Origin of the sequence: Pseudomonas sp. Z3-6, from assembly GCF_051131985.1 — a bacterium.
GTDB lineage: Bacteria > Pseudomonadota > Gammaproteobacteria > Pseudomonadales > Pseudomonadaceae > Aquipseudomonas > Aquipseudomonas zanjanensis.
On record NZ_CP071644.1, the window covers coordinates 6,347,633 to 6,369,007 of the forward strand.

Sequence of the window (21,375 nt, forward strand, 5' to 3'; positions counted from 1 at the left end):
ATTAGTTTTCCAATGCCAAAGCGGCACACCACGACTCACCACGGGCGCCTTGCGGCGTCAGTTTCAGCGAACGCCCGCCGTGCTGCGCGCCAATGGTAATGGTCAGGTCGGGCTTTGGCAAAAAGCCTGCACCCTTCTGGGGCCATTCGATCAGGCACAAGGCGTCATCTTCGAAATAATCGCGAATACCAAGGAATTCCAGCTCCTCAGGATCCACCAGTCGATACAGGTCGAAATGGAAGGCACGAATGTCGCCGATCTCGTAGGGTTCGACCAAGGTGAACGTGGGGCTCTTGACCGAGCCGACGTGCCCGAGGCCGCGGATGATGCCACGGGACAAGGTGGTTTTCCCCGCGCCGAGGTCGCCTTCGAGAAAAATCAGGCCGTGGCCGGCAGTGATCTGCGCGATGCGGGCGCCAAATTGTGTCATGGCTTGTTCGTCCGCCACGTACAGGGTTACTTCAGACACGGTGATGCTCCTCCAACAACTGACGAATGGCCGGGATCAGATCGGTCGCCGCCAACCCCCGGCCCGAGCGACCGACCTTGGCACCGGCATTGGCATGCAGCCAGACCGCCAGGCACGCGGCCTCGAAGCTTTCCATGCCCTGGGCCAGCAAGGCCCCGACCACGCCAGCCAGCACATCCCCCAGGCCGGCGGTGGCCATGGCCGGATGGCCCTGGCCGCAGACTGCCAGGCGACCATCCGGGCTGGCAACCAGGCTGCCGGCTCCCTTGAGGATCACCGTGGCGGTGTATTTCTGGCTCAAGGCATGAGCCGCCGCCGGACGATCGGCCTGCACCTGGGCGGTGGATATCTCCAGCAGCCGCGCCGCCTCGCCCGGATGCGGGGTGATCACGCAATGTTCAGGCAGACGGACGTCGCCGGCGCTCAGCAGGTTCAGCGCATCGGCATCCCACACTTGCGGCAGTGGCGCATTGGCTGCGGCCGATAACAGGCTACGTCCCCAGGCAGCCTGGCCCAGGCCCGGCCCGACCACCAGCACGCTGGCCTGCTGGAGCAAGCCCATCAATTGGTTCGCCGAATGGGTGCCCTGCACCATGACTTCCGGCAAACGCATCAGCGCGGCGGACACATGCTCGCTGCGGGTCGCCATCGAAATCATGCCCGCCCCGCAGCGCAGCGCGCTTTCGGCGCTCATCTGGATGGCGCCACCAAAGCCCCGGTCGCCACCGATCAACAGCACGTGACCGAACTTGCCTTTGTGGGAAGTGGCGGCGCGAGGTGTCAGATGCCGCAGATTGTGAGGTAGGAGCAGTCGGGCATTGGCCGGTGCTGCTTCAACGATATCCGGATCGGCGTGCAGGTCATTGAATACCAGCTCACCCACCCGGTCCGCCGCTTCGCCCGTGAACAACCCCAGCTTCAAGCCAATGAAGGTCACGGTCAGGTCGGCCGCCACTGCCGTACCCAACACCCGGCCGGTGTCGGCACACAAACCCGAGGGAATATCCACCGCCGCGACCGGCAGGCCGCTGACGTTGATCGTATCGATGGCCTGCACATACGGCTCACGCACATCGCCACTCAGGCCCGTGCCAAGCAACGCGTCCAGCAGCACGCCACGCAACTCGGCTTCATCCGACCACGGTTCCATCGGCACGCCCACCGCCACCGCCTCGGCGTGGGCATTGGCCGCGTCCCCCTGCAATCGCCGGGGTTCGCCCACCGTCAGCACCCGCACCGACCAGCCGGCACGCCGGGCCAGGGTCGCGACCAGGTAACCATCGCCGGCATTGTTGCCATGGCCGGCCAGCACGGTCAGCTCATGGGCGTCAGGCCAGCGTCGGACGATCGCGCGCCAGGTGGCACGGGCAGCGCGCTGCATCAATTCGAAGCCAGCAGTACCCGCGGCGATCAGTTGTGCGTCGAGGGCCCGGACCTGCGCGGCGCTGTACAGCGCGTCGGGAAAATCATCTTTAGTGTGCGGCATGCGTCTTCGGGCTCCGATGTCTGGCAGAATTATACGCATCTCAGCTCTGGTTTCTCTCGCCTCATGCCTGCCATTCCCACAGACCTCCCCGCCCTCGCCCAATCCATCAAGGAATGGGGCCGCGAGCTGGGTTTCCAGCAGGTCGGCATCAGCGGCCTGGACTTGGCCGAGCATGAGCAACACCTGCAACGCTGGCTCGAGGCCGGCTACCACGGCGAAATGGACTACATGGGCGCCCATGGCAGCAAACGCTCGCACCCTGAGGAGTTGGTGCCGGGCACATTACGCGTGGTGTCCCTGCGCATGGATTACCTGCCGGGCGACACCCAGATGGCGCAGATGCTCGGCCAACCGGAAAAAGCCTACGTCTCGCGTTATGCGTTGGGCCGCGATTACCACAAATTGATCCGTAAACGCGTGCAACAATTGGCGGAAAAAATCCAGGCGGTCATCGGTCCCTTTGGCTACCGCGCCTTCGTCGACAGCGCGCCGGTCCTGGAAAAAGCCATCGCCGAACAGGCCGGCCTGGGCTGGATCGGTAAAAACACCCTGGTATTGAACCGCAAGGCCGGCAGTTATTTTTTCCTGAGCGAGCTGTTCATCGACTTGCCGCTGCCCATCGACCCGCCCCACGGCACCGAACATTGCGGAAAATGCACCGCGTGCCTGGACATTTGTCCGACGAATGCCTTCGTCGGACCCTACGTGCTCGATTCCCGCCGCTGCATTTCCTACCTGACCATCGAGCTGAAAAGCGCCATTCCCGAAGAGTTGCGGCCACTGATCGGCAACCGGGTGTTCGGCTGCGACGATTGCCAGATTGTCTGCCCGTGGAACCGCTTCGCCCGTCCGTCGGGGGAAAGCGATTTCAAGCCGCGGCACAACCTGGACAATGCCGGGCTGGCCGAGTTGTTCCTGTGGGACGAAGACACATTTCTCAGCAGCACCGAAGGTTCACCGCTGCGCCGTGCGGGTTACGAACGCTGGCTGCGCAATCTGGCGGTGGGCCTGGGCAATGCGCCGTCGACGATTCCCGTGCTGCAAGCGCTGGAGGCGCGGCGTGACTATCCGTCGGAGCTGGTGCGAGAGCATGTGGAATGGGCGTTACGCCAACATGCCGAGCGTCAGACTTCGTCGTTGTAGACGAACTTCGGCATTTCCCAGTGAAAGCGAATTGCCAGGAGCCGCAGCAGGAAACCGCCAAACAAGGTGATGAGGATCGCCTGCTCGTTCGGCAGTTGCAGGAAGACACACAGCAGATAACACCACGCCGCGGCAAACGAGACGCTGGCGTAGAGTTCGCGACGGAAGATCAGCGGAATATCGTTGCAAAAGATGTCCCGCAGAATGCCACCGAACACCCCGGTAATCACCCCGCTAACCGACGCCACCAGCATGCCATGGCCCATTTCCAGGGCCGTCATGCAACCGATCAGCGTGAACGCCACCAGGCCCACGGCGTCGAGCACCAGGAACAGTGAGCGCAGATGGCGCATCCAGCGCGCCATGAACACCGTCAACATCGCCGCCGCGGTGGTCAGCACCAGGTATTCCGGATGCTTGACCCACGTAAGCGGGTAATGACCGAGCAACACGTCACGCACCGAGCCGCCACCCAGCGCCGTGACACAGGCGATAAGCACCACGCCGAACCAGTCCATGCCCCGCCGCCCGGCAGACAAGGCGCCGGTCATGGCTTCAGCGGTGATGGCGATCAGATAAAGCATCAGCAACATGATGGCGGTCCATACGAGGAGGCGCGCAGTCTAGCCAGTTTGGGCTGGCACCAAAAGAGGGCAGCCATTGACCATGCCAAACAAGGAACCTGCGGCCAGGAGATCTGTGGGAGCAAGGCTTGCCCGCGATGAAGGCGATGCGGTCTTCCGGGACCGAGTCGCCTGTTTCGCGAGCAAGCTTTGCTCCCACAAGTCCTGCTCCCAAAACTCTCTCGCCAGCCGCTTGAAGGGGCGACTCAGAACTTGATGAAGTGCTTGCGGTAATGCTGCAACTCGGCAATGGACTCGCGGATGTCGTCCAGGGCCAGGTGGGTGCTGCCTTTCTGGAAGCTGTCGCGCACTTGCGGTGCCCAGCGGGCGGCCAGTTCCTTGAGGGTGGAGACGTCCAGGTTGCGGTAGTGGAAGTAGCTTTCCAGGGATTTCATGTGGGTATAAAGGAAGCGACGATCCTGGCAGATGCTGTTGCCACAGATCGGCGACTTGCCCTTGGGCACCCACTGCTCCAGGAACGCGAGGGTCTGGGCTTCGGCTTCGGCCATGCTGATCTTGCTCTCGCGCACCCGTTGGGTCAGGCCCGAGCCGCCGTGCTGGCGGGTGTTCCACTCGTCCATGCCGGCCAGGATCTCGTCGCTGTGATGGATCGCGATCACCGGGCCCTCGGCCAGGGTGTTGAGGTCGCTGTCGGTGACGATGGTGGCCATTTCGATGATGACGTCAGTGTCAGGGTTCAGACCGGTCATTTCCAGGTCGATCCAGATCAGGTTCTGCGGGTTTTGCATAGGGAGGCTCCTCGGCGTAGCCACGCAGTTTAGCCTAGGCAGCCCCTTGGGCGTGCTAAACTCGCCGCCGTTTTACCCTATTCGCTGTATTTCTTCATACGGAACACCCATGGCCAAACGCCAACTCAATCGTCGTCAAAACTGGCGCATCGAAAAGATCCAGGGTGAGCGCGCCGCCCGCGCCGCCAAACGCGAATCCAGTGCTGTCGAAGCCCTGGAGGGTGGCGACCTGGGTCCTGAACAGACCGGCCTGGTGATCGCCCACTTCGGCGTGCAGGTCGAGGTCGAGGCCCAGGAAGGCGAACTGGCCGGCCAGGTGTTCCGCTGCCACTTGCGCGCCAACCTGCCGGCGCTGGTGACGGGCGACCAGGTGGTCTGGCGTGCCGGCAACCAGGGCATCGGCGTGATTGTCGCGCAACTGCCGCGCCACACCGAGCTGTGCCGCCCGGACAGCCGGGGCCAGCTCAAGCCCGTGGCCGCCAACGTCGACATGATCGTTATTGTGTTCGCGCCGTTGCCCGAGCCCCACGCCAACCTGATCGACCGCTACCTGGTGGCCGCCGAGCACGCCGGCATCCGCCCGTTGCTGCTGCTCAACAAGTTCGACCTGATCGACGAACACAACGCCCCGGCGCTGAACGCCCTGCTGTCGGTCTACCGGGACTTGGGTTATCCGGTGCTGGAAGTCTCGGCCCACCACGGTAACGGCATGGAACAATTGCAACAGCAGTTGGACGGGCGCATCAGTGTGTTCGTCGGCCAGTCCGGCGTCGGCAAGTCTTCGTTGGTCAACAGCCTGCTGCCGGAAGTCGAGACCCGCGTCGGGCCGTTGTCCGAGCTGTCCGGCCAAGGCACCCACACCACGACCACGGCGCGGCTGTTCCACTTCCCTGGTGGCGGTGAACTGATCGACTCGCCGGGTATCCGCGAATTCGGCCTGGGCCACGTCAGCCGGGCCGATGTCGAAGCCGGGTTCATCGAGTTCAACGAGCTGATCGGTACCTGCCGCTTCCGCGACTGCAAGCACGACCGCGAACCCGGTTGCGCCCTGCTCAAGGCCCTGGAAGAAGGTCGCGTGCATCAGCAACGGATGAACAGCTACCGCTCGATCATCGCCAGCCTGCCGGAAAGCAGCTACTGACCTGCACGCAGTATCAAGCCGATCACTCTTGTGGCGAGGGAGCTTGCTCCCGCTGGACTGCGAAGCAGGCCCCAACAGTCTCCAGCCAGACCGAGTTGTCCGGTCTTGCGACTGCTGCGCAGCCGAGCGGGAGCAAGCTCCCTCGCCACAAAGGCAAGCAATCCTCAAGTAAACAGTGGACCCACAAAAAAGCCGACATCGAGGTCGGCTTTTTTGTGGGTCACTGCGCCGGCGGTTCGGCCGGCTTCGGCGCCGCGTCGTCGAACAGGTTCAGGCGCTCGCGCAACTCATGGGCCGGTACGGGTTGCTGGTCCGCCGGCAACGCATTCGGATCGACCGCTGCACCTGGTATAGCCTGTGGAGCTGGCACTTCACCCGGTGCACCCTCACCCGGAACCGAATCGGGCGCCGGATCGTCGGTTTGTGAGCCCTCGATGGCTTTCTGCGCCTTCTTGGTCAACACCACGATGTCGATACGCCGGTTGACCGGGTTGAACGGGTCCTTGCGGTCGAACAGCGCCGAAGAGGCATAACCGACCACCCGTGCCACCTGCTCGTCCGGATAGCTGCCGGCCACCAGGGCGCGACGGGCCGCGTTGGCGCGGTTGGCGGACAATTCCCAGTTTCCGTAGTCACCCTTACCGATGTAAGGCTTGGCATCGGTATGACCACTGATGCTGATTTTGTTCGGCACCGCCTTGATGGTGTCGGCCATGGCCAGCAGGATATCTTCGAAATAAGGCTTCAGACGTGCGCTGCCAGAATCGAACATCGGCCGGTTCTCGGCGTCCATGATCTGGATGCGCAAGCCATTCGGGGTAATTTCGAACAGGATCTGGTCCTTGAACTTCTGCAGTTCCGGGCTCTCTTCGACCTTGTTCTGCAATTCCTGCAGCAGCAACTCCAAACGCTCGCGCTCGACCTGCTCGGCCATGCCCTCGACCTGCTCGGAATCCACCGTGACCTTGTCGGGCTGGGGCTGGGACTTGACCTCGGGATTGAGGGTCGTGTCCGGCGCCAGGGTCGGTGAGCCGCCCAGGTCGATGATGTAGGGCGTGCCGCTTTCGGAAAAGCCGACCGGGTCCTTGAAGTAACCGGCGATGGCGATCTTCTGTTCCGGGGTTGCCGTGGACAGCAGCCACAGCACCAGGAAGAACGCCATCATCGCCGTGGCAAAGTCGGCGAAGGCAATTTTCCAGGCACCGCCATGGTGCCCGCCGGCAATGCGCTTGATGCGCTTGACGATGATCGGCTGGTTATTTTCCATGACTTAGCGACCGCGAACCGCTTGTTCCAGCTCGGCGAAGCTTGGACGGTGCGCCGGGTACAGGACCTTGCGACCGAACTCCACCGCCAGCGATGGCGGCATGCCCGAGGCCGAGGCCACCAGGGAAGCCTTGATGGCTTCGTAGACGTTGAGTTCTTCCTTGGCATCATGGGCCAGGGAATGGGCCAGCGGGCCGAAGAAGCCATATGCAGCCAAAATACCGAAGAAGGTACCTACCAGCGCCGCACCCACGTGCAGGCCGATGGACGCCTGGTCGCCTTCGCCCAGGGAGGCCATGGTCACCACGATCCCCAATACCGCCGCGACGATACCGAAGCCTGGCATGCCGTCGGCGATGCCGTTGACCGCGTGGGACGGGTGCTCCAGGTCTTCCTTGAGGCTGTACAGTTCCATGTCGAACAGGCCTTCGAGCTCATGGGGCGCCATGTTGCCGGACGACATGATGCGCAGGTAATCACAGATGAACGCCGTCATGCGGTCATCCTTCAGCACCGACGGATACTTGGCGAAAATCGGGCTGGCGGCGGCGTCTTCGATGTCGCCTTCGATCGCCATCATGCCTTCGCGGCGACTTTTATTGAGGATTTCGTAGATCAGCCCCAGCACCTCCAGATAGAAGGTGTGGCTGAAACGCGAGCCGAACATGCTCAAGGACTTCTTGAGCACGTGCATCGTCATATAGCCGGGGTTGGCCTGCAAGAATGCACCGAGGGCCGCGCCACCGATGATCAACACCTCGAAGGGTTGGATCAGGGCGGCGATCTTGCCGTGGGAGAGCACGTATCCGCCGAGCACGCTCGCGAACACGACAATGATGCCGATAATTTTAGCCATAGATAGAAAGTACTTACTTAAGTCGGGTTCAAGGTCATATTCGGAAGCTGAAAAATCTCTTCTTCTACTTATCGGCAAAACTGCGCCAGACTATAGGCTGTTCTGGCGAAAAGCCAATTAGCCCCGTTCCGGGCGTAGAGAATTCATACGATGATCACGTCCAGCCATGACTAACGAAACCAAGGTTCCAACGCCCCGACCGACCACCCTCGACGGCTGGGTGAAGCTGCTCAACGGCGTGCATCTGCCGGTGCCCCAGGCCAGCCACGACCTGGTCTGCAAGGCCCTCGCCGATAGCCGTCGCTCATTGCGCGACATCGCCGACCTGATGCAGGACAGCCCCGCGCTGGCCCTGAGCGTCATCCGCGAGGCCAACCATCACACCCATGGCAGCCTCGCTGAGCCTGCGGAAAATCTCGAAGTGGCCATCAACCGCCTCGGCCTCAAGCGCACCGAGGAGTTGCTCGCCCGCCTGCCGTCATTGCCGGGGCACGAAATCCCTGTTGCCTTGCGCCAACTGCAATTGATCAGCCAGCACGCCACGCAACAGGCCAATGGTTTTTTCGCCAGCCGCCTGGCGCGGCTGTGGCAAGACATCCACTGGGGCAGCCTGTTGTTCCTGTCGCCGCTCTGGCCGTTGGCCTTGACTCACCCACGGTTGCTCGGGGAATGGGAATTGCGGGTCGTCCATAAAGGCGAGTCCGCACGCAAGGTCGAGCGCGAACTGTTCGGCGTCCGCCTGCTGGAGATCTGCCTGGCGCTGGTGGAGACCTGGCGTTTGCCGATCTGGGTGGCGCAAGGTTATCGCCTGTTGATCAACGAACGCCGCGAACTGGTGAAAGTCCTGCGCATCGCCCGGGACAGCGAACATCCGCTGCGCCAGCAGAATCGCCTGGACGACGACCCAACCCTGCGGCGCTGGCTCAACCAGCCGGCCAACACCGTGTTGCTGGCCAACGGCCTGGCCCTCGCGGCGCAGCAGGCCTGGGACAGCCCTCACAACACTCGCTGGCAGTACCTCACCAGTTTGTATCTGCAAATGTCGATGGATGAAATCCAGCAGCAGTTGCACCAACAAGCCGCCAACAGCGCACGTCATCACGCCATGCCGGACCTCTGGCACCCGGCCGTGGCGCTGATCTGGCCTTGGGGCAGCCGCCGTATCCACCCCGGCTTGCTGCCCGCCGCGCCGCCCAGCGCCCAGGACCTGAGCCAGTGGCGCAAGCAATGTTCCGCCATGCTGGTGGAGCCGAGCCCCTTCCTCAACGCCATGCACCTGACCACGTCGGCACGGGACGCCCTGGTGGCCTGTGGCATGCGCCGGGTGATGATCCTGATGGCTGACCGCAGCCAGACCAGCGTGCGCGCTCACCAGACCGCCGGTTTGCCCAAGGAAGCTGCGGCCATGAGCTTTACCATCAGCCAGAGCAAAATCTTGCAACGATTACTGGCCCAGCAGGCCCAGGTTCGCCTGAACCCGGACAACAACGCGCAGTTTTCGGCGCTATTACCGCCGGGCCTGCGCAGCCTGTTCCGCGGCGAACACCTGCTGTTGCGCTCACTGACCTGCAATGGCCGGGTGATCATGCTGGTGGCGGTGGACCAGGGCGGCGGGCCGTTCTCGGACGTGACCGTGCAAGCCTTCGGCAAAACCGTGCAATGCATCGAAAGGGCCCTGCATACCTTTACCAACCGCGGCCGCTGAACTTGATACAATCCTTTCCCTTTGCGCCCCTGGAGACCTCACATGCCTGACTTCTCTGGCTTGCCGTTGGTGATCGAGCCGAGCGAGCTGCTGCCGCGCCTCGACGCCCGCGAACTGATTCTGGTGGACCTGACCAGCGCCGCCCGCTACGGCACCGGGCATATCCCTGGCGCACGTTTCGTCGACCCCAAGCGCACCCAGCTCGGCCAACCGCCGGCGCCGGGCCTGCTGCCGGCCAAGGCCGACCTTGAAGCCCTCTTCGGTGAGCTCGGGCACCACCCGGATGCGGTCTACGTGGTCTATGACGACGAAGGCGGCGGCTGGGCCGGGCGGTTTATCTGGCTGCTGGACGTGATCGGCCACGGGAACTACCACTACCTCGACGGCGGCTTGCTGTCGTGGCTGGACGAGGGCCTGCCCGTGTCCATCGACGTCCCTGCGCCCGTTGGTGGGCCGGTCAGCCTGACACTGCACGACGCGCCCACCGCCACCCGTGAGTACCTGCAAAGCCGTCTCGGCGCTGCCGACCTGGCCATCTGGGACGCGCGCGGCCCGCTGGAATACTCCGGCGAAAAAGTCGTCGCGGCCCGGGGCGGACACATTCCCGGTGCGGTCAATTTCGAATGGACCGCCGGCATGGACAAGGCGCGCAACCTGCGCATCCGCAAAGACATGCCGCAAATCCTCGAACGATTGGGCATCACCCCTGATAAAGAAATCATCACCCACTGCCAGACTCACCACCGCTCTGGCTTCACCTACCTGGTGGCCAAGGCGCTCGGTTATCCACGGGTCAAAGGCTATGCCGGTTCCTGGGGCGAATGGGGCAACCACCCCGACACACCCATCGAGCTTTGAAGGTTCTTAAGGACAGTTAATGAAAAACCGTTTATTCATCCTCACCCAATACCTGCTGCCCCACCACCTGCTGTCGCGGCTGGCCGGCTGCATTGCCGAATGCCGCGTGCGCTGGTTCAAGAACGCCTTCACCACGTGGTTTGCCAAGCGCTACCAAGTGGACATGTCCCAGGCCCTGGTGGAAGACCTGACGGCCTACGAGCATTTCAACGCCTTCTTCACCCGCGCCCTGAAGGACGGCGCCCGCCCGCTGGACGAAACCCCGGGCGCGATTCTCAGCCCCGCCGACGGTGCCGTCAGCCAGCTCGGCCCGATCGAGCACGGCCGGGTATTCCAGGCCAAGGGCCACAGCTTCAGCGTGCTGGAACTGCTGGGCGGTGACGCGGCCAACGCAGCGCCGTTCATGGGTGGCGATTTCGCCACCATCTACCTGTCTCCCAAGGACTACCACCGCGTGCACATGCCATTGGCGGGCACCCTGCGGGAAATGGTCTACATCCCCGGACGGATTTTTTCGGTCAACCAGACCACTGCCGAAAACGTGCCGGAGCTGTTTGCCCGTAACGAGCGCGTCGCGTGCATTTTCGACACCGAGCGTGGACCGATGGCCGTGGTGCTGGTGGGCGCGATGATCGTGGCCTCTATCGAAACCGTCTGGGCCGGGCTGGTGACGCCGCCCAAGCGCGAGCTGAAAACCTTCCGTTACGACGAAGCCGCACGTGCGCCGATTCATCTGGAAAAAGGTGCCGAACTGGGGCGCTTCAAGCTGGGTTCGACTGCCATCGTGCTGTTCGGTCCGGACCAGGTGAAATGGGCCGAGGACCTGGTGGCCGGTTCACCGGTGCAGATGGGTCAAGGACTGGCACTACCCAACGCTTGATGAGATAGCTAGCGGCGCAATCAACATGAGTCGCTACCCTCGCCGACGCTGCCACACTACGCCTTGGAGTTTTGTCCTGGCCCCCTTTCACTACCCTTGGAATAGGTATGACACGTTCGGCTTTTTCCAGATTCACCTTGCTTGTCTTGATGATCGGCTTCACTGCGCACCTGACGGGACTGCTGTTCATTACCGACGGCAGCACTTACACCACGATATCCAACGCGAGTCTTTTTATACCCGCGTTGCTTTTATGTGTGCTCGATGCGCGCCTACGTCAAGGCATTGTCCAAAAGCCCTACTGGCCGGTACTGCTGGTACTGGTCTTTTCGCTGCTGGTAGCGCTGCTGAATCCCGGGTCCGAAGCCTCCGCCTACGGACAATTCAAAACCGTGTTGTACGTAATGTTGTACCTGAGCGCGATTCATATACTGGCCCGGGAAGAACTGCTTGAAAAAAGCCTGACGCTTGCCTTTGTGATCGCGGGTTTATTTGCGATTGCCGGTTTGATCATCCACTTCACCCAGCAAGACCAGAACATTTTTTTCTCTGGCAAACGTTTATACAAATTGGGCTATGGCAACTATGCCAACTTCAAGAACCCCATCATTGCGGCGCTGTATTACGGCTTTTTCGGCATTTACGGGTTCCACTTGTTAATGACCAAAACCTTCGGGCCGTGGGTCAGAACGTTGTTCATGGCCTGTGTGCTAGGCCTTTCGCTGTACCTGTTCTGCACGCTTTCAAGAGCCGTCTGGCTTGGATATGGCTTGGCAATCGCTACGAGCATTCTTCTTCACCATAGTTTGAGGTCGAGGAAATGGTTGTGCCTGGCCGGCTTAATATTCCTTGCCGTGTCGGTATGGCTATGGCCCGTCATTGTCACACAGCAAAGTCGTGGTTTCAGCCTTCGCGACGTGATCTGGACAGGCTGGTTGGACCGCATTGACGAGTTCTGGCTGTTTGGTGCCGGGGCGGGCAGTAATTTTGATATCTGCATATCCGAAGTGCATTGCTACAACCAAGTCCACAATCTCTTCCTGCAGTATTTTTACGAATTCGGCGTGACAGGTGCAGTACTGTTATTGCTGGCCATCGCCTATGTTTTCAAGCGCGCGATCGACAGGAAGACCTGGCACCATCCCGTCGGTTCGGTAGGCTTGCCCCTGCTTATCTTTGGGGTTGTAACGGCTCTATTCGACTACCACACGGTGTTCAACAGGCCTGGCGTCTATTGGATCGTTTTCTGGCTGCCTATTGGAATGATTCTGTCCCAGAGGTTCGTACCCAGCACACCTCGCGGCAAAGAGGGCGTCGATGCTTCTTGATATTTTCCGATCAGCCAAACGCTACTGGCATATCGAAATCCTCGGCGGTCTCGATAAACCGTTCAGGTGGAGACGGCTTTACCAAAAATGTCAGCGCATCAACAGGTACCGCTACCTTTTCTGGTTCCGCCTGGCATACGCCATGCACCAGCAGGACAGCAAATTCTGGAGACGGCGCGGCAAGCTGCTCAACGAACGCATCAGCCGCCAGTTCAATGTAGAGATCATGCTGGGCGCCACCGTCGGGGAAGGCCTATGGATTGCCCATCCGAATGGAATCGTCATCACATCGCACGCCATCATTGGAAAAAATTTCAAGATCTGGCAGAACTGCACGCTGGGTATCAAGGGGCAAAGCGATGCCGCAGTATTGCGCATTGGCGACGGCGTCCGGATACATGCTCATGCCTGCATCATCGCTGACCATTTGGAGCTGGGTGACAATGTGATCATTGGCGCAGGCGCCTTCGTCAACAAGAGCATCCCGGCCAACCACCTGTACATCACCCGAAGCGTTGGTGAAATGAAGGAATACGATCCCACTTCAATGGGCCGCCTGCACGACTAGTCACCAGGGGTCGCGGTAGCATGATCTTTCGGCTACACCTGCTAGAGTTGGATACATCCTTTTCGTTTCCCGCCGGAGCCCGTCCACGGCATGAATGAGACCAGCCCTCTCCAGCTATTGCGCGTCCTGACCCCGACACAATCACGCCTGTCGTTCTGCGATGCTACGCCAAAGGACCTCAAGCGCTGGATCGCCAACCTGCCCAAGGCCAACATCGGCGAGACTGCCCGCCTGCTGTACCAGGCCCTTGGCGAACTCAACCAACTGCTCACCCCCAGCGACAATCGCCTGCAACTGCTCGAACTGCTGCGGCCCGAGGTGTACTACGTCTGCAAGCACCTGGAGCGGCACTTCCTGCAACAGGCCATCGTGCTGGACGATCGCTCGCGCAAGATCGTCAACCTGTGCCAGGCCCTGCAAACCCAACTGGCGATGGGCTACAAACAGATCGTGGCGCGTATCGCGTCCAAATACACCAAGGACCGCGCCCGCCTGCTGAGCACCGCGTTGCAACGGGCGCTGCATGCCCTCAACGGCCCGCTGCTGCGTGCCAGCCAACTTTACAGCCCTGTGCCCGAGGGACTTTGGCTCGATCTGCATCAGTTGTACCGGATCGCCTGCCAGCACCGGCTACAGCACCTGAGCGTGAGTGACGAACTGGCCAGCCAGGTTCATCAACTGAATGCCGAGCAAACCTATGTCGTCGCGCTGTTGCTGGGCGCATCACGCAGCAATCAGCTGCGCCAGAGCCAGATCGGGCGACTGACCGAAACGCTCGAATCCTGGAGCCAGTGGGTCAAGCTGGACCCTGCCACCAGCGCTACCAGCCTGTTCGCGGTCGCTCCGGAGCTGGATGTCGGGCCACGCTATCGCTCCAAGTTCCGCGCCGAACAACAGCCGACCTTGCAGGGCTTCGATCCACAGCCACTGGTGCGGGCAATTGCCACACATTTGGAACAGCCTGCCGCTAACACCTTGCCAGTCCCTGGCGGCATGAGTGCCGACACCTTGCACCACCTGCAAGCCGCCTGGGGCGAAGCGGCTGAGCGCAGCTTCCAGCGCACCGAGGGCAATGGCACGCTGACGCTGTGCGTAGGCATGAGTGCGCTGCACTACTACCTCGGCGGTGAGCGCTCGTTCAACGAAATACTGAAAAGCCCGACTGCTCGCAAAGCCCGCTTCGAAGCCACGCCAAGCAAGACCAACGACACCTGGAGCCAGGCTTTCGACGCCGCCCCGACAGGCGACAACGACCTGCTGCCCTACGAAGAAATCGAATACCCGGTCAACCCGAGCGATGACGACGGCAGTCACTCCGACAACCAGCATCACTTCCCCACCTACGACCTGCCGATCATCAACCACAGCCCTGGCGGCTACTGCCTAGGCTGGCCCAAGGAAGTGCCGGAACAACTGCAAGCCGGGGAAATGATCGGCATCCGCGACGCCAGCGACCAAGCCTGGAGTGTCGCCGTGGTGCGCTGGATCCGCCAGGTGCGCAACGGCGCCATGCAAATGGGTATCGAACTGGTCGCCCCCCATGCCCAGCCGTGCGGACTGCAGCTGGTGCGGGACGAAAATGATCACGGCCATTATCTGCGCGGGCTGCTGCTTCCCGAGATCAGTGCGATTGACCTGCCCCCGACCATGATCGCCCCACGCCTGCCGTTTCAGGAGGGCCAGCGGGTATTGATCAACACCAATGGCCAGGAACGCCGCGCCGGCCTGGACCGACGAGTGACCAGCACGCACAGTTTCAATCAGTTTTCCTACCACCCGGAAGACTCGGCCGAAACCGGGGACGGCGGCGATCAGGAAGGGAATTTCGATTCGTTGTGGAAGTCGCTGTAGACAGCGCACGAACGCTTCGTGGCGAGGGAGCTTGCTCCCGCTGGCCTGCGCAGCAGGCCCAATACGGTCAGACTGACATCCCCGGGCGTGTCAGGTTTCGGGGCCGCTTCGCGCCCCAGCGGGAGCAAGCTCCCTCGCCACAAAAGCATGCGCTCCAAACCGGCGTGTGATTCAGAGCTGCCCGTCCCGATCCCGGAAACCCAGCAGGTACAACACCCCATCCAGCCCCAGGGTGGAAATCGCTTGCCGGGCCGACTGCTTGACCAGCGGCTTGGCACGGAACGCCACGCCCAGGCCCGCGATCGCCAGCATCGGCAAGTCGTTGGCGCCGTCGCCCACGGCGATGGTCTGCTCCAGGCGCAGGCCTTCTTTTTCCGCCAGTTCGCGCAGCAGGTCCGCCTTGCGCTGGGCATCGACGATCGGCTCGACGGCCACGCCGGTCACCTTGCCGTCCACCACTTCCAATTCGTTGGCAAACACGTAGTCGATGCCGAGCTTGGCCTGCAATTGCTTGGCGAAGTAAGTGAAGCCACCGGACAGGATGGCGGTCTTGTAGCCCAGGCGCTTGAGTTCGGCGAACAGGGTCTCGGCGCCTTCGGTCAGGCGCAGGGAGGCGCCGATGGAGTCGAGCACGCTGACGTCCAGGCCTTGTAGCAGGGCCAGGCGCTCCTTGAAGCTGGCGCGAAAATCCAGCTCGCCGGCCATGGCTCGCTCAGTGATGGCCGAGACCTTGTCGCCGACGCCGGCCGCCTTGGCCAGTTCGTCGATGACTTCAGCTTCGATCAGCGTCGAGTCCATGTCGAACACTGCCAGGCGGCGGTTACGGCGGAACAGCGAGTCTTCCTGGAAGGCGATGTCGACGTTCAGCTCCTGGGCAACGCTGAGGAACTCGGCACGCAACGCCTGGGGGTCGGCGGGCTCGCCGCGCACCGAAAACTCGATGCAGCCCTTGCCCTTGTCGGCCGGCGTGTCCAGGGGCATGCGCCCGGACAAGCGGTCGATGTGGTCGATGTTCAGGCCATATTGGGCGGTGATCGAGCTGACGCGCTGCAATTGCTCGGCGGTCACCTTGCGGGTCAACAGGGTCACGATGTGGCGCTTCTTGCCCTGGCCGGCCACCCACTGCTGGTAATCGTCCTCGGACACCGGGGTGAAGCGCACCTGCTGGTCGAGCTTGTAGGCGGTGAACAGGATGTCCTTGAGCACGGACTTGCTTTGTTCGGCGTCCGGGATTTCCACCAGGATGCCGAACGACAGCGTGTCATGGATCACCGCCTGACCGATGTCGAGAATGTTCACACCACCCTGGGCCAGAACGCCGGTAATGGCCGCAGTCAGACCCGGACGGTCGCTGCCAGTGATGTTTATCAGGACGATTTCGCGCAAGGCGCACCCCCGCAGGTGGAAAAAAACCGCATTCTACCCACATTCAGTGACCATCGGGCACCGCCAGTGCTTTGCCGGTCATGGGGCTGTCGCTATACTGCGCGTCAATTTCACGGACAAAGAGCCGAGCTCAGTGAACCGGCCCACGCCAGTCAAAACCGACAACTTCTTCCTGCTGATCTTCCGCGCACTGCGTCACCGTCGTGTGCCGATTGCATTGCGTATTGCCAGCCATAACGTAATCCTGGTCGCCCTGGCCCTGGTCATCTATGCCTGCGTGATGGGTTTGCAATTCAAGCAGGCGATGCACGAGCAGGCCGATGCCCTGGGAGAAAGCCTGACCACCCAGACCGCCACGTCCGCCACCGAGCTGCTGGTGTCCAACGACATCCTCAGCCTCAACGTGCTGCTCAACAACCTGACCAAGAACAAGCTGGTGGCCCACGCCGCCATCTACAGCGTGGACAACCGCATCCTCGCCGAGGCCGGGCAGCGGCCCAAGCCTGGCCTGCTGGGCGAGTCCGGCGGCATGTACCAGAGCAAGATCACCTTCCAGGACGTGAGCGCCGGGCAACTGCGCATCAGCCTGGACATGGACCAGTTCCAGCAACCGATGACCATCAGCCTGCAAAGCATGGGCATCCTCAGCGCGATCCTGCTGGCACTGGCATTGGCCTTGAGCCTGCGCCTGGGGCGGCACATCTCCACGCCGCTGTTGCAATTGCGCGTCTGGCTGCGGGACATCGACGAACACACGCCCGCCACCCAGCGCCAGGACGAAATCGGCGACCTGGCCCGGCAACTGCACGCCAGCTTCGCGCCGGAACCTGAGCCGGTGCCGGAACCTGAAGACATTGACTACGTGGACGACGAGGCCGAGCCGGGTTTCGAAGTGCGTAACCTGCGCGATCCGGGCTTCGACGAAAGCCAGCCGATGCCCGCCTCCAAACCGGCACCACGCCATGTGGTACGCACGGCAGAGGACGAGGAAGACGATGACGCCTTCGCCGACCTGCGTGACGAATCCGTCGAGGGAGCACCTCGACCGGTCGCCAGGCCTGTTGCCTCGGACCTGCCCCAGCACAGCGCCGTATTGGCCGTGCAGTTGGGCGCCCAGGATCAACTGCGCCGCCTGCCCCAGGCGCGCCTGAAGGAGTTGCTCGAGCGCTACCGCGACTGCCTCGACCAGGCCGCATCGCTCTATCAGGGCGAATTGCATACCCTGAACGACGGCAGCACGCTGATGCTGTTCCACACCGAAGACAGCGGCGACGATTACCTGACCAACGCCATTTGCTGCGGTGAGTTGTTGCGCGCCTTGGGTCACCAGTTGCAGATCGAAGTCGCCGACAGCGGCATTACCCTGCAATTGCAATTGGGCCTGACCTTGGGTGATGGCTTGTTCGGCCTGAGCCAGATCGAGCTGCTGCTGACCGAAACCGCCCAGGACGCCCTAGCACTGTCGCAACACAGCCGCAACCTGCTGCTGGTGGAGCGCAAGATCAATGACGACGCCCTGATCCGCCAACGCGCCCGCATCCGCCCCATCGCCAGCCCCGAAGGCGCGTGCTGCGTGGAGCGCTTGATGGAGCCTTACCCGTCGATGCTGGAGCGGCAACTGGCGCGGATGCATGAGCGCCAGGTCTGAATCCCGGTACCTGAAATAACAAGCCCGCAGATAAGTGATTGTCTGCGGGCTTTTTTGTTGGCGTCACTGACCTCTTCGCGAGCAAGCCCGCTCCCACAGTGAATCTCCATGGACCACAAGATCTACGTCCCACTGAAAATCCAGTGTGGGAGCGGGCTTGCTCGCGAAAGGGCCAGCACAGACACCAGAGATTCCGAATGGCAGAAACAACAAAGCCCGCATCACTGCGGGCTTTGTCGTATATCCGGTCCAGGCATCAGAACCTGAACACTTCCATGTCCGTACGAATTGGCAAGGCCATGGGGATCTTGTCCTTTTCCTTTTCCACCGGTTTGGCCGGGGCAGGCGCGGACTTACGGGGCACTGCTTCAGCGACAGGCGGCTGGTTGGCCAACGGCTTGAGCGACACGGACAGCTGTTCGGCCAGGCGTTGCAGAAGCACGCCCTGGGCCTGGACCTGCGCCGCGGTGGTGCCGGCATGGACCTCTTGCAGATGTACGATGCGGTTTTCACGCACCTTGCCACGACGGTCGATCAACCGCCATTGGGCATCGAGCACTGCCGGCTGATCCTTGCCCGAGTCCAGGCGGGTAATCGACAGCAGCACTTGTACATCCGGAGTGAAGCCCTGGGTTGCTGGGGCCAGCACCACGCGCTGGCTGTCCAAATGCCCGGCGACCTGGCGCAGCAGCAATTGATCGATGTCAGAGGACAGGCTGCCGGCCCAACGGCCGTCAGTGGCGGCTTGCAGGCTGCCGTCCGGTTGACGTTGCAACAAGGTTTCACGCTGCAGGTAGTCAGCGATCAGAACCGGGCCGAGCAATACGGCCATGCCTGTGCTTTGCGCAGGCTGGGACGGGGTTCCGCTGTCCAGTTGGTACAGCGACACCGGCTGGTTCATGCTGCAGCCCGCCAGGCCAAGCAGGCCGGCGAGCCACAAAATAGGGAGGCGCAGAGCAGTCATCGTTCCGTCCAGGTGGCAGCCACAAGGCTTGCCACAGTGAAAAAATACTCGGTCATTATGAAGAACGCTCGGCCACGCCGGCGCTTGAAAGGGCCTATCATCCGTGAATATGCGCGCCGACTCCAGCGCGAAAGCAACGATCTGCGGCATTTAATCGCAGACCGGGCCCTCTAGTACGCCTAACTGAGGTTTTCGACGAGCAGCGCATCGACCCGCTGAAACCCTCTCGGAAGCTTATTGCCCCGACGACCACGTTCACCCTTGTAATGCTCAAGATCGTCTGCTTTCAACGAAAGCGTGCGCTTGCCTGCCTGCAGCACAAGCGTCGCACCCTCCGGTAATACTGCAATATCCGTGACAAATTCCTCACGACTGGCGACCCGTTCGCCGGAAATACCAATAATCTTGTTGCCCTTGCCTTTACCCAGCTGTGGCAGGTCACTGATCTTGAACACCAGCAACCGACCTTCGGTGGTGACCGACGCCAGCCAGTTGCTCTCCCGATCGGCAACCGGGCGCGGCGCAATCACCTTGGCGTTGTTCGGCAGGCTCAACAGCGCCTTGCCCGCCTTGTTCTTGGCTTGCAGGTCCTCGCCCTTGACCACGAAACCGTAACCCGCGTCCGATGCGATTACGTAGAGCCCATCATCATCAGGCATCAGCACGCATTCAAAAGTTGCACCCGGTGGCGGTGTTAAACGACCGGTCAGCGGTTCGCCCTGGCCGCGAGCCGATGGCAGGGTATGGGCCGGCACCGAATAACTGCGTCCGGTGGAGTCGACGAACACCGCAAACTGGTTGGAGCGCCCGGCCGCCAAGGCCTTGAAGCCGTCCCCGGCCTTATAGGAAAGCCCCGTCGCGTCAATATCATGACCCTTGGCCGAACGCACCCAGCCTTTTTCCGACAGCACGACAGTCACTTTCTCGTTCGGCAACAGATCGTGTTCGCTCAGCGCCTTGGCTTCAGCACGCTCGACGATCGGCGAGCGACGGTCGTCGCCGTAAGTTTCGGCGTCCTTGAGCAGCTCGGTGCGCACCAGCTTCTTGAGCTTGGCTTCGCTGCCCAGCAAGGCTTGCAGCTTGGCCTGCTCCTTGAGCAACTCATCCTGCTCGGCCCGCAGCTTCATCTCTTCCAACCGCGCCAACTGCCGCAGGCGGGTATCGAGGATGTAGTCGGCCTGGATTTCGCTCAGGGCGAAACGCTCGATCAGGCTGGCCTTGGGGTGCTCCTCGGTACGGATGATGTGGATCACTTCATCCAGGTTGAGGTAGGCGATCAGCAAGCCGTCCAACAGGTGCAGGCGGCGCTCGACCTTGTCCAGGCGAAATTGCAGGCGCCGGCGCACGGTCTTGACCCGGAACTCCAGCCACTCCACCAGCAAGGCCCGCAAGTTCTTCAACTGCGGCTTGCCATCCAGGCCGATGATGTTGATGTTGACCCGGTAGCTGGACTCCAAGTCGGTGCTGGCGAACAGGTGCTGCATCAGCGCGTCGTGGTCGACCCGGCTGTTGACCGGGATGATCACGATGCGGCACGGGTTTTCGTGGTCGGATTCGTCGCGCAAGTCAGCCACTTGCGGCGCTTTCGACGGTTTTGCCTGCATCATCGCGGCAATCTGTTCCAAGACCTTGGCCCCGGACACCTGATGCGGCAGCGCCGTGACAATGATGTCGCCATCTTCGATGTGGTACACGGCGCGCATGCGCACCGAACCACGACCGGTCTCGTAGATTTTCAGCAGGTCTGCGCGCGGGGTGATGATTTCGGCTTCGGTCGGATAGTCCGGGCCCTGGATATGCTCGCAGAGCTGCTCCACCGTGGCTTTCGGTTCGTCCAGCAGACGCACGCACGCCGTGGCCACTTCCCGCAGGTTGTGGGGCGGCACGTCGGTGGCCATGCCCACGGCGATGCCGGTGGTGCCATTGAGGAGGATATTCGGCAAACGTGCTGGCAACACCAGGGGTTCGTCGAGGGTGCCGTCGAAGTTCGGCCCCCAGTCCGCGGTGCCCTGGCCCAGCTCGCTGAGCAGCACCTCGGAATAACGCGACAGCCGCGCCTCGGTGTAACGCATGGCCGCGAAGGACTTGGGATCGTCCGGCGCACCCCAGTTACCCTGGCCGTCCACCAAGGTGTAGCGGTAGCTGAACGGCTGGGCCATCAGCACCATGGCTTCGTAGCAGGCCGAGTCGCCGTGGGGGTGGAACTTACCGAGCACGTCACCGACGGTACGCGCCGATTTCTTGTGCTTGGAATCCGCATCCAGCCCCAGTTCACTCATGGCGTAGATGATCCGCCGCTGGACCGGCTTCAAGCCGTCGCCGATGTGCGGCAAGGCGCGGTCCATGATCACGTACATGGAGTAATTGAGGTAGGCATTTTCGGTGAAGTCAGCCAGCGATCGGCGTTCTACGCCGTCTAAGCTGTCTGCAAGAATGTCGCTCATGCGGGCCTCA

General features: G+C 61.8%; 17 protein-coding genes and 1 pseudogene. 9 read left to right on the forward strand and 9 right to left on the reverse strand.

Annotated features, from left to right (window positions below):
• Nucleotide 1 precedes the first annotated feature (1 nt).
• Together tsaE and J3P88_RS27450 are read right to left on the reverse strand one after the other, a co-directional pair.
• Nucleotides 2-469, reverse strand: a complete 468-nt coding sequence (gene tsaE / locus J3P88_RS27445; RefSeq protein ID WP_186730683.1) for a tRNA (adenosine(37)-N6)-threonylcarbamoyltransferase complex ATPase subunit type 1 TsaE — start codon at nucleotides 467-469, stop codon at nucleotides 2-4.
• A pseudogene (locus J3P88_RS27450) lies at nucleotides 457-1,955 on the reverse strand (NAD(P)H-hydrate dehydratase). The gene tsaE and the pseudogene J3P88_RS27450 overlap by 13 nt, the downstream one beginning before the upstream one ends.
• Before the next feature lie 63 nt (nucleotides 1,956-2,018).
• Here J3P88_RS27450 and queG point away from each other — a divergent pair.
• Entirely contained in the window at nucleotides 2,019-3,098 is a 1,080-nt protein-coding gene (gene queG / locus J3P88_RS27455; protein WP_434572745.1) for a tRNA epoxyqueuosine(34) reductase QueG, read from the forward strand.
• On the opposite strand, the gene J3P88_RS27460 is transcribed toward queG, so the two are convergent.
• Entirely contained in the window at nucleotides 3,080-3,694 is a 615-nt protein-coding gene (locus J3P88_RS27460; protein WP_186708082.1) for a TRIC cation channel family protein, read from the reverse strand. The two genes, queG and J3P88_RS27460, sit on opposite strands and share 19 nt — an antisense overlap.
• Before the next feature lie 233 nt (nucleotides 3,695-3,927).
• The gene (gene orn / locus J3P88_RS27465) at nucleotides 3,928-4,470 is read right to left on the reverse strand and encodes an oligoribonuclease (protein ID WP_186730685.1); all 543 of its coding nucleotides are present in this window, start codon (nucleotides 4,468-4,470) and stop codon (nucleotides 3,928-3,930) included.
• 109 nt (nucleotides 4,471-4,579) lie between these two features.
• On the opposite strand from orn, the gene rsgA reads away from it, so the two are divergent.
• Nucleotides 4,580-5,611 carry a small ribosomal subunit biogenesis GTPase RsgA gene (gene rsgA / locus J3P88_RS27470; RefSeq protein ID WP_072407102.1) on the forward strand — a complete coding sequence of 344 codons (1,032 nt, stop codon included), beginning with the start codon at nucleotides 4,580-4,582 and terminating at the stop codon, nucleotides 5,609-5,611.
• Between the two features lie 220 nt (nucleotides 5,612-5,831).
• On the opposite strand, the gene motB is transcribed toward rsgA, so the two are convergent.
• Together motB and motA are read right to left on the reverse strand one after the other, a co-directional pair.
• Nucleotides 5,832-6,878 carry a flagellar motor protein MotB gene (gene motB, locus J3P88_RS27475; protein WP_434572748.1) on the reverse strand — a complete coding sequence of 349 codons (1,047 nt, stop codon included), beginning with the start codon at nucleotides 6,876-6,878 and terminating at the stop codon, nucleotides 5,832-5,834.
• A 3-nt stretch (nucleotides 6,879-6,881) separates the two neighbouring features.
• Nucleotides 6,882-7,733 (reverse strand): flagellar motor stator protein MotA, encoded by an 852-nt coding sequence (gene motA, locus J3P88_RS27480; protein WP_186707998.1) that lies wholly within the window; start codon nucleotides 7,731-7,733, stop codon nucleotides 6,882-6,884.
• 166 nt (nucleotides 7,734-7,899) lie between these two features.
• Here motA and J3P88_RS27485 point away from each other — a divergent pair, with 166 nt between their 5' ends.
• The 6 genes from J3P88_RS27485 to J3P88_RS27510 all read left to right on the forward strand — a co-directional run bounded on the left by J3P88_RS27485 (nucleotide 7,900) and on the right by J3P88_RS27510 (nucleotide 14,923).
• Nucleotides 7,900-9,438, forward strand: coding sequence for an HDOD domain-containing protein (locus J3P88_RS27485; protein ID WP_434572750.1), 1,539 nt, complete (start codon nucleotides 7,900-7,902; stop codon nucleotides 9,436-9,438).
• A gap of 42 nt (nucleotides 9,439-9,480) precedes the next feature.
• Complete coding sequence (rhdA, locus tag J3P88_RS27490; protein WP_434572752.1) at nucleotides 9,481-10,296, forward strand: thiosulfate sulfurtransferase; 816 nt, start codon at nucleotides 9,481-9,483, stop codon at nucleotides 10,294-10,296.
• Between the two features lie 19 nt (nucleotides 10,297-10,315).
• Nucleotides 10,316-11,176, forward strand: a complete 861-nt coding sequence (gene asd / locus J3P88_RS27495; RefSeq protein ID WP_186708005.1) for an archaetidylserine decarboxylase — start codon at nucleotides 10,316-10,318, stop codon at nucleotides 11,174-11,176.
• 107 nt (nucleotides 11,177-11,283) lie between these two features.
• The gene (locus J3P88_RS27500; RefSeq protein ID WP_434572754.1) at nucleotides 11,284-12,504 is read left to right on the forward strand and encodes an O-antigen ligase family protein; all 1,221 of its coding nucleotides are present in this window, start codon (nucleotides 11,284-11,286) and stop codon (nucleotides 12,502-12,504) included.
• Nucleotides 12,494-13,072, forward strand: a complete 579-nt coding sequence (locus J3P88_RS27505) for a serine acetyltransferase (protein WP_434572756.1) — start codon at nucleotides 12,494-12,496, stop codon at nucleotides 13,070-13,072. Before J3P88_RS27500 ends, J3P88_RS27505 begins: the two co-directional genes overlap by 11 nt.
• Before the next feature lie 90 nt (nucleotides 13,073-13,162).
• A complete protein-coding gene (locus tag J3P88_RS27510; protein ID WP_186708011.1) occupies nucleotides 13,163-14,923 on the forward strand; it encodes a molecular chaperone in 1,761 nt (586 codons plus the stop codon).
• A gap of 171 nt (nucleotides 14,924-15,094) precedes the next feature.
• Here J3P88_RS27510 and serB read toward each other — a convergent pair whose 3' ends face one another.
• Complete coding sequence (gene serB / locus J3P88_RS27515; protein WP_053117868.1) at nucleotides 15,095-16,309, reverse strand: phosphoserine phosphatase SerB; 1,215 nt, start codon at nucleotides 16,307-16,309, stop codon at nucleotides 15,095-15,097.
• Nucleotides 16,310-16,442: 133 nt separating this feature from the next.
• Here serB and J3P88_RS27520 point away from each other — a divergent pair, with 133 nt between their 5' ends.
• On the forward strand, nucleotides 16,443-17,957 hold the full coding sequence (locus tag J3P88_RS27520; protein ID WP_434572759.1) for an AhpA/YtjB family protein: 1,515 nt from the start codon (nucleotides 16,443-16,445) through the stop codon (nucleotides 17,955-17,957).
• A gap of 256 nt (nucleotides 17,958-18,213) precedes the next feature.
• Here J3P88_RS27520 and J3P88_RS27525 read toward each other — a convergent pair whose 3' ends face one another.
• Together J3P88_RS27525 and parC are read right to left on the reverse strand one after the other, a co-directional pair.
• Entirely contained in the window at nucleotides 18,214-18,921 is a 708-nt protein-coding gene (locus J3P88_RS27525) for a PqiC family protein (protein ID WP_186708017.1), read from the reverse strand.
• A 179-nt stretch (nucleotides 18,922-19,100) separates the two neighbouring features.
• On the reverse strand, nucleotides 19,101-21,365 hold the full coding sequence (gene parC, locus J3P88_RS27530; RefSeq protein ID WP_411386333.1) for a DNA topoisomerase IV subunit A: 2,265 nt from the start codon (nucleotides 21,363-21,365) through the stop codon (nucleotides 19,101-19,103).
• Nucleotides 21,366-21,375 lie beyond the last annotated feature (10 nt).

What these genes read in the sequence shown, in the direction of transcription:
- queG (WP_434572745.1), top strand. Translation starts at nt 2,019, where the DNA reads ATGCCTGCCATTCCCACAGACCTCCCCGCCCTCGCCCAATCCATCAAG.
- orn (WP_186730685.1), bottom strand. Translation starts at nt 4,470, where the DNA reads ATGCAAAACCCGCAGAACCTGATCTGGATCGACCTGGAAATGACCGGT.
- rsgA (WP_072407102.1), top strand. Translation starts at nt 4,580, where the DNA reads ATGGCCAAACGCCAACTCAATCGTCGTCAAAACTGGCGCATCGAAAAG.
- motB (WP_434572748.1), bottom strand. Translation starts at nt 6,878, where the DNA reads ATGGAAAATAACCAGCCGATCATCGTCAAGCGCATCAAGCGCATTGCC.
- motA (WP_186707998.1), bottom strand. Translation starts at nt 7,733, where the DNA reads ATGGCTAAAATTATCGGCATCATTGTCGTGTTCGCGAGCGTGCTCGGC.
- J3P88_RS27485 (WP_434572750.1), top strand. Translation starts at nt 7,900, where the DNA reads ATGACTAACGAAACCAAGGTTCCAACGCCCCGACCGACCACCCTCGAC.
- rhdA (WP_434572752.1), top strand. Translation starts at nt 9,481, where the DNA reads ATGCCTGACTTCTCTGGCTTGCCGTTGGTGATCGAGCCGAGCGAGCTG.
- asd (WP_186708005.1), top strand. Translation starts at nt 10,316, where the DNA reads ATGAAAAACCGTTTATTCATCCTCACCCAATACCTGCTGCCCCACCAC.
- J3P88_RS27500 (WP_434572754.1), top strand. Translation starts at nt 11,284, where the DNA reads ATGACACGTTCGGCTTTTTCCAGATTCACCTTGCTTGTCTTGATGATC.
- J3P88_RS27505 (WP_434572756.1), top strand. Translation starts at nt 12,494, where the DNA reads ATGCTTCTTGATATTTTCCGATCAGCCAAACGCTACTGGCATATCGAA.
- J3P88_RS27510 (WP_186708011.1), top strand. Translation starts at nt 13,163, where the DNA reads ATGAATGAGACCAGCCCTCTCCAGCTATTGCGCGTCCTGACCCCGACA.
- J3P88_RS27525 (WP_186708017.1), bottom strand. Translation starts at nt 18,921, where the DNA reads ATGACTGCTCTGCGCCTCCCTATTTTGTGGCTCGCCGGCCTGCTTGGC.
- parC (WP_411386333.1), bottom strand. Translation starts at nt 21,365, where the DNA reads ATGAGCGACATTCTTGCAGACAGCTTAGACGGCGTAGAACGCCGATCG.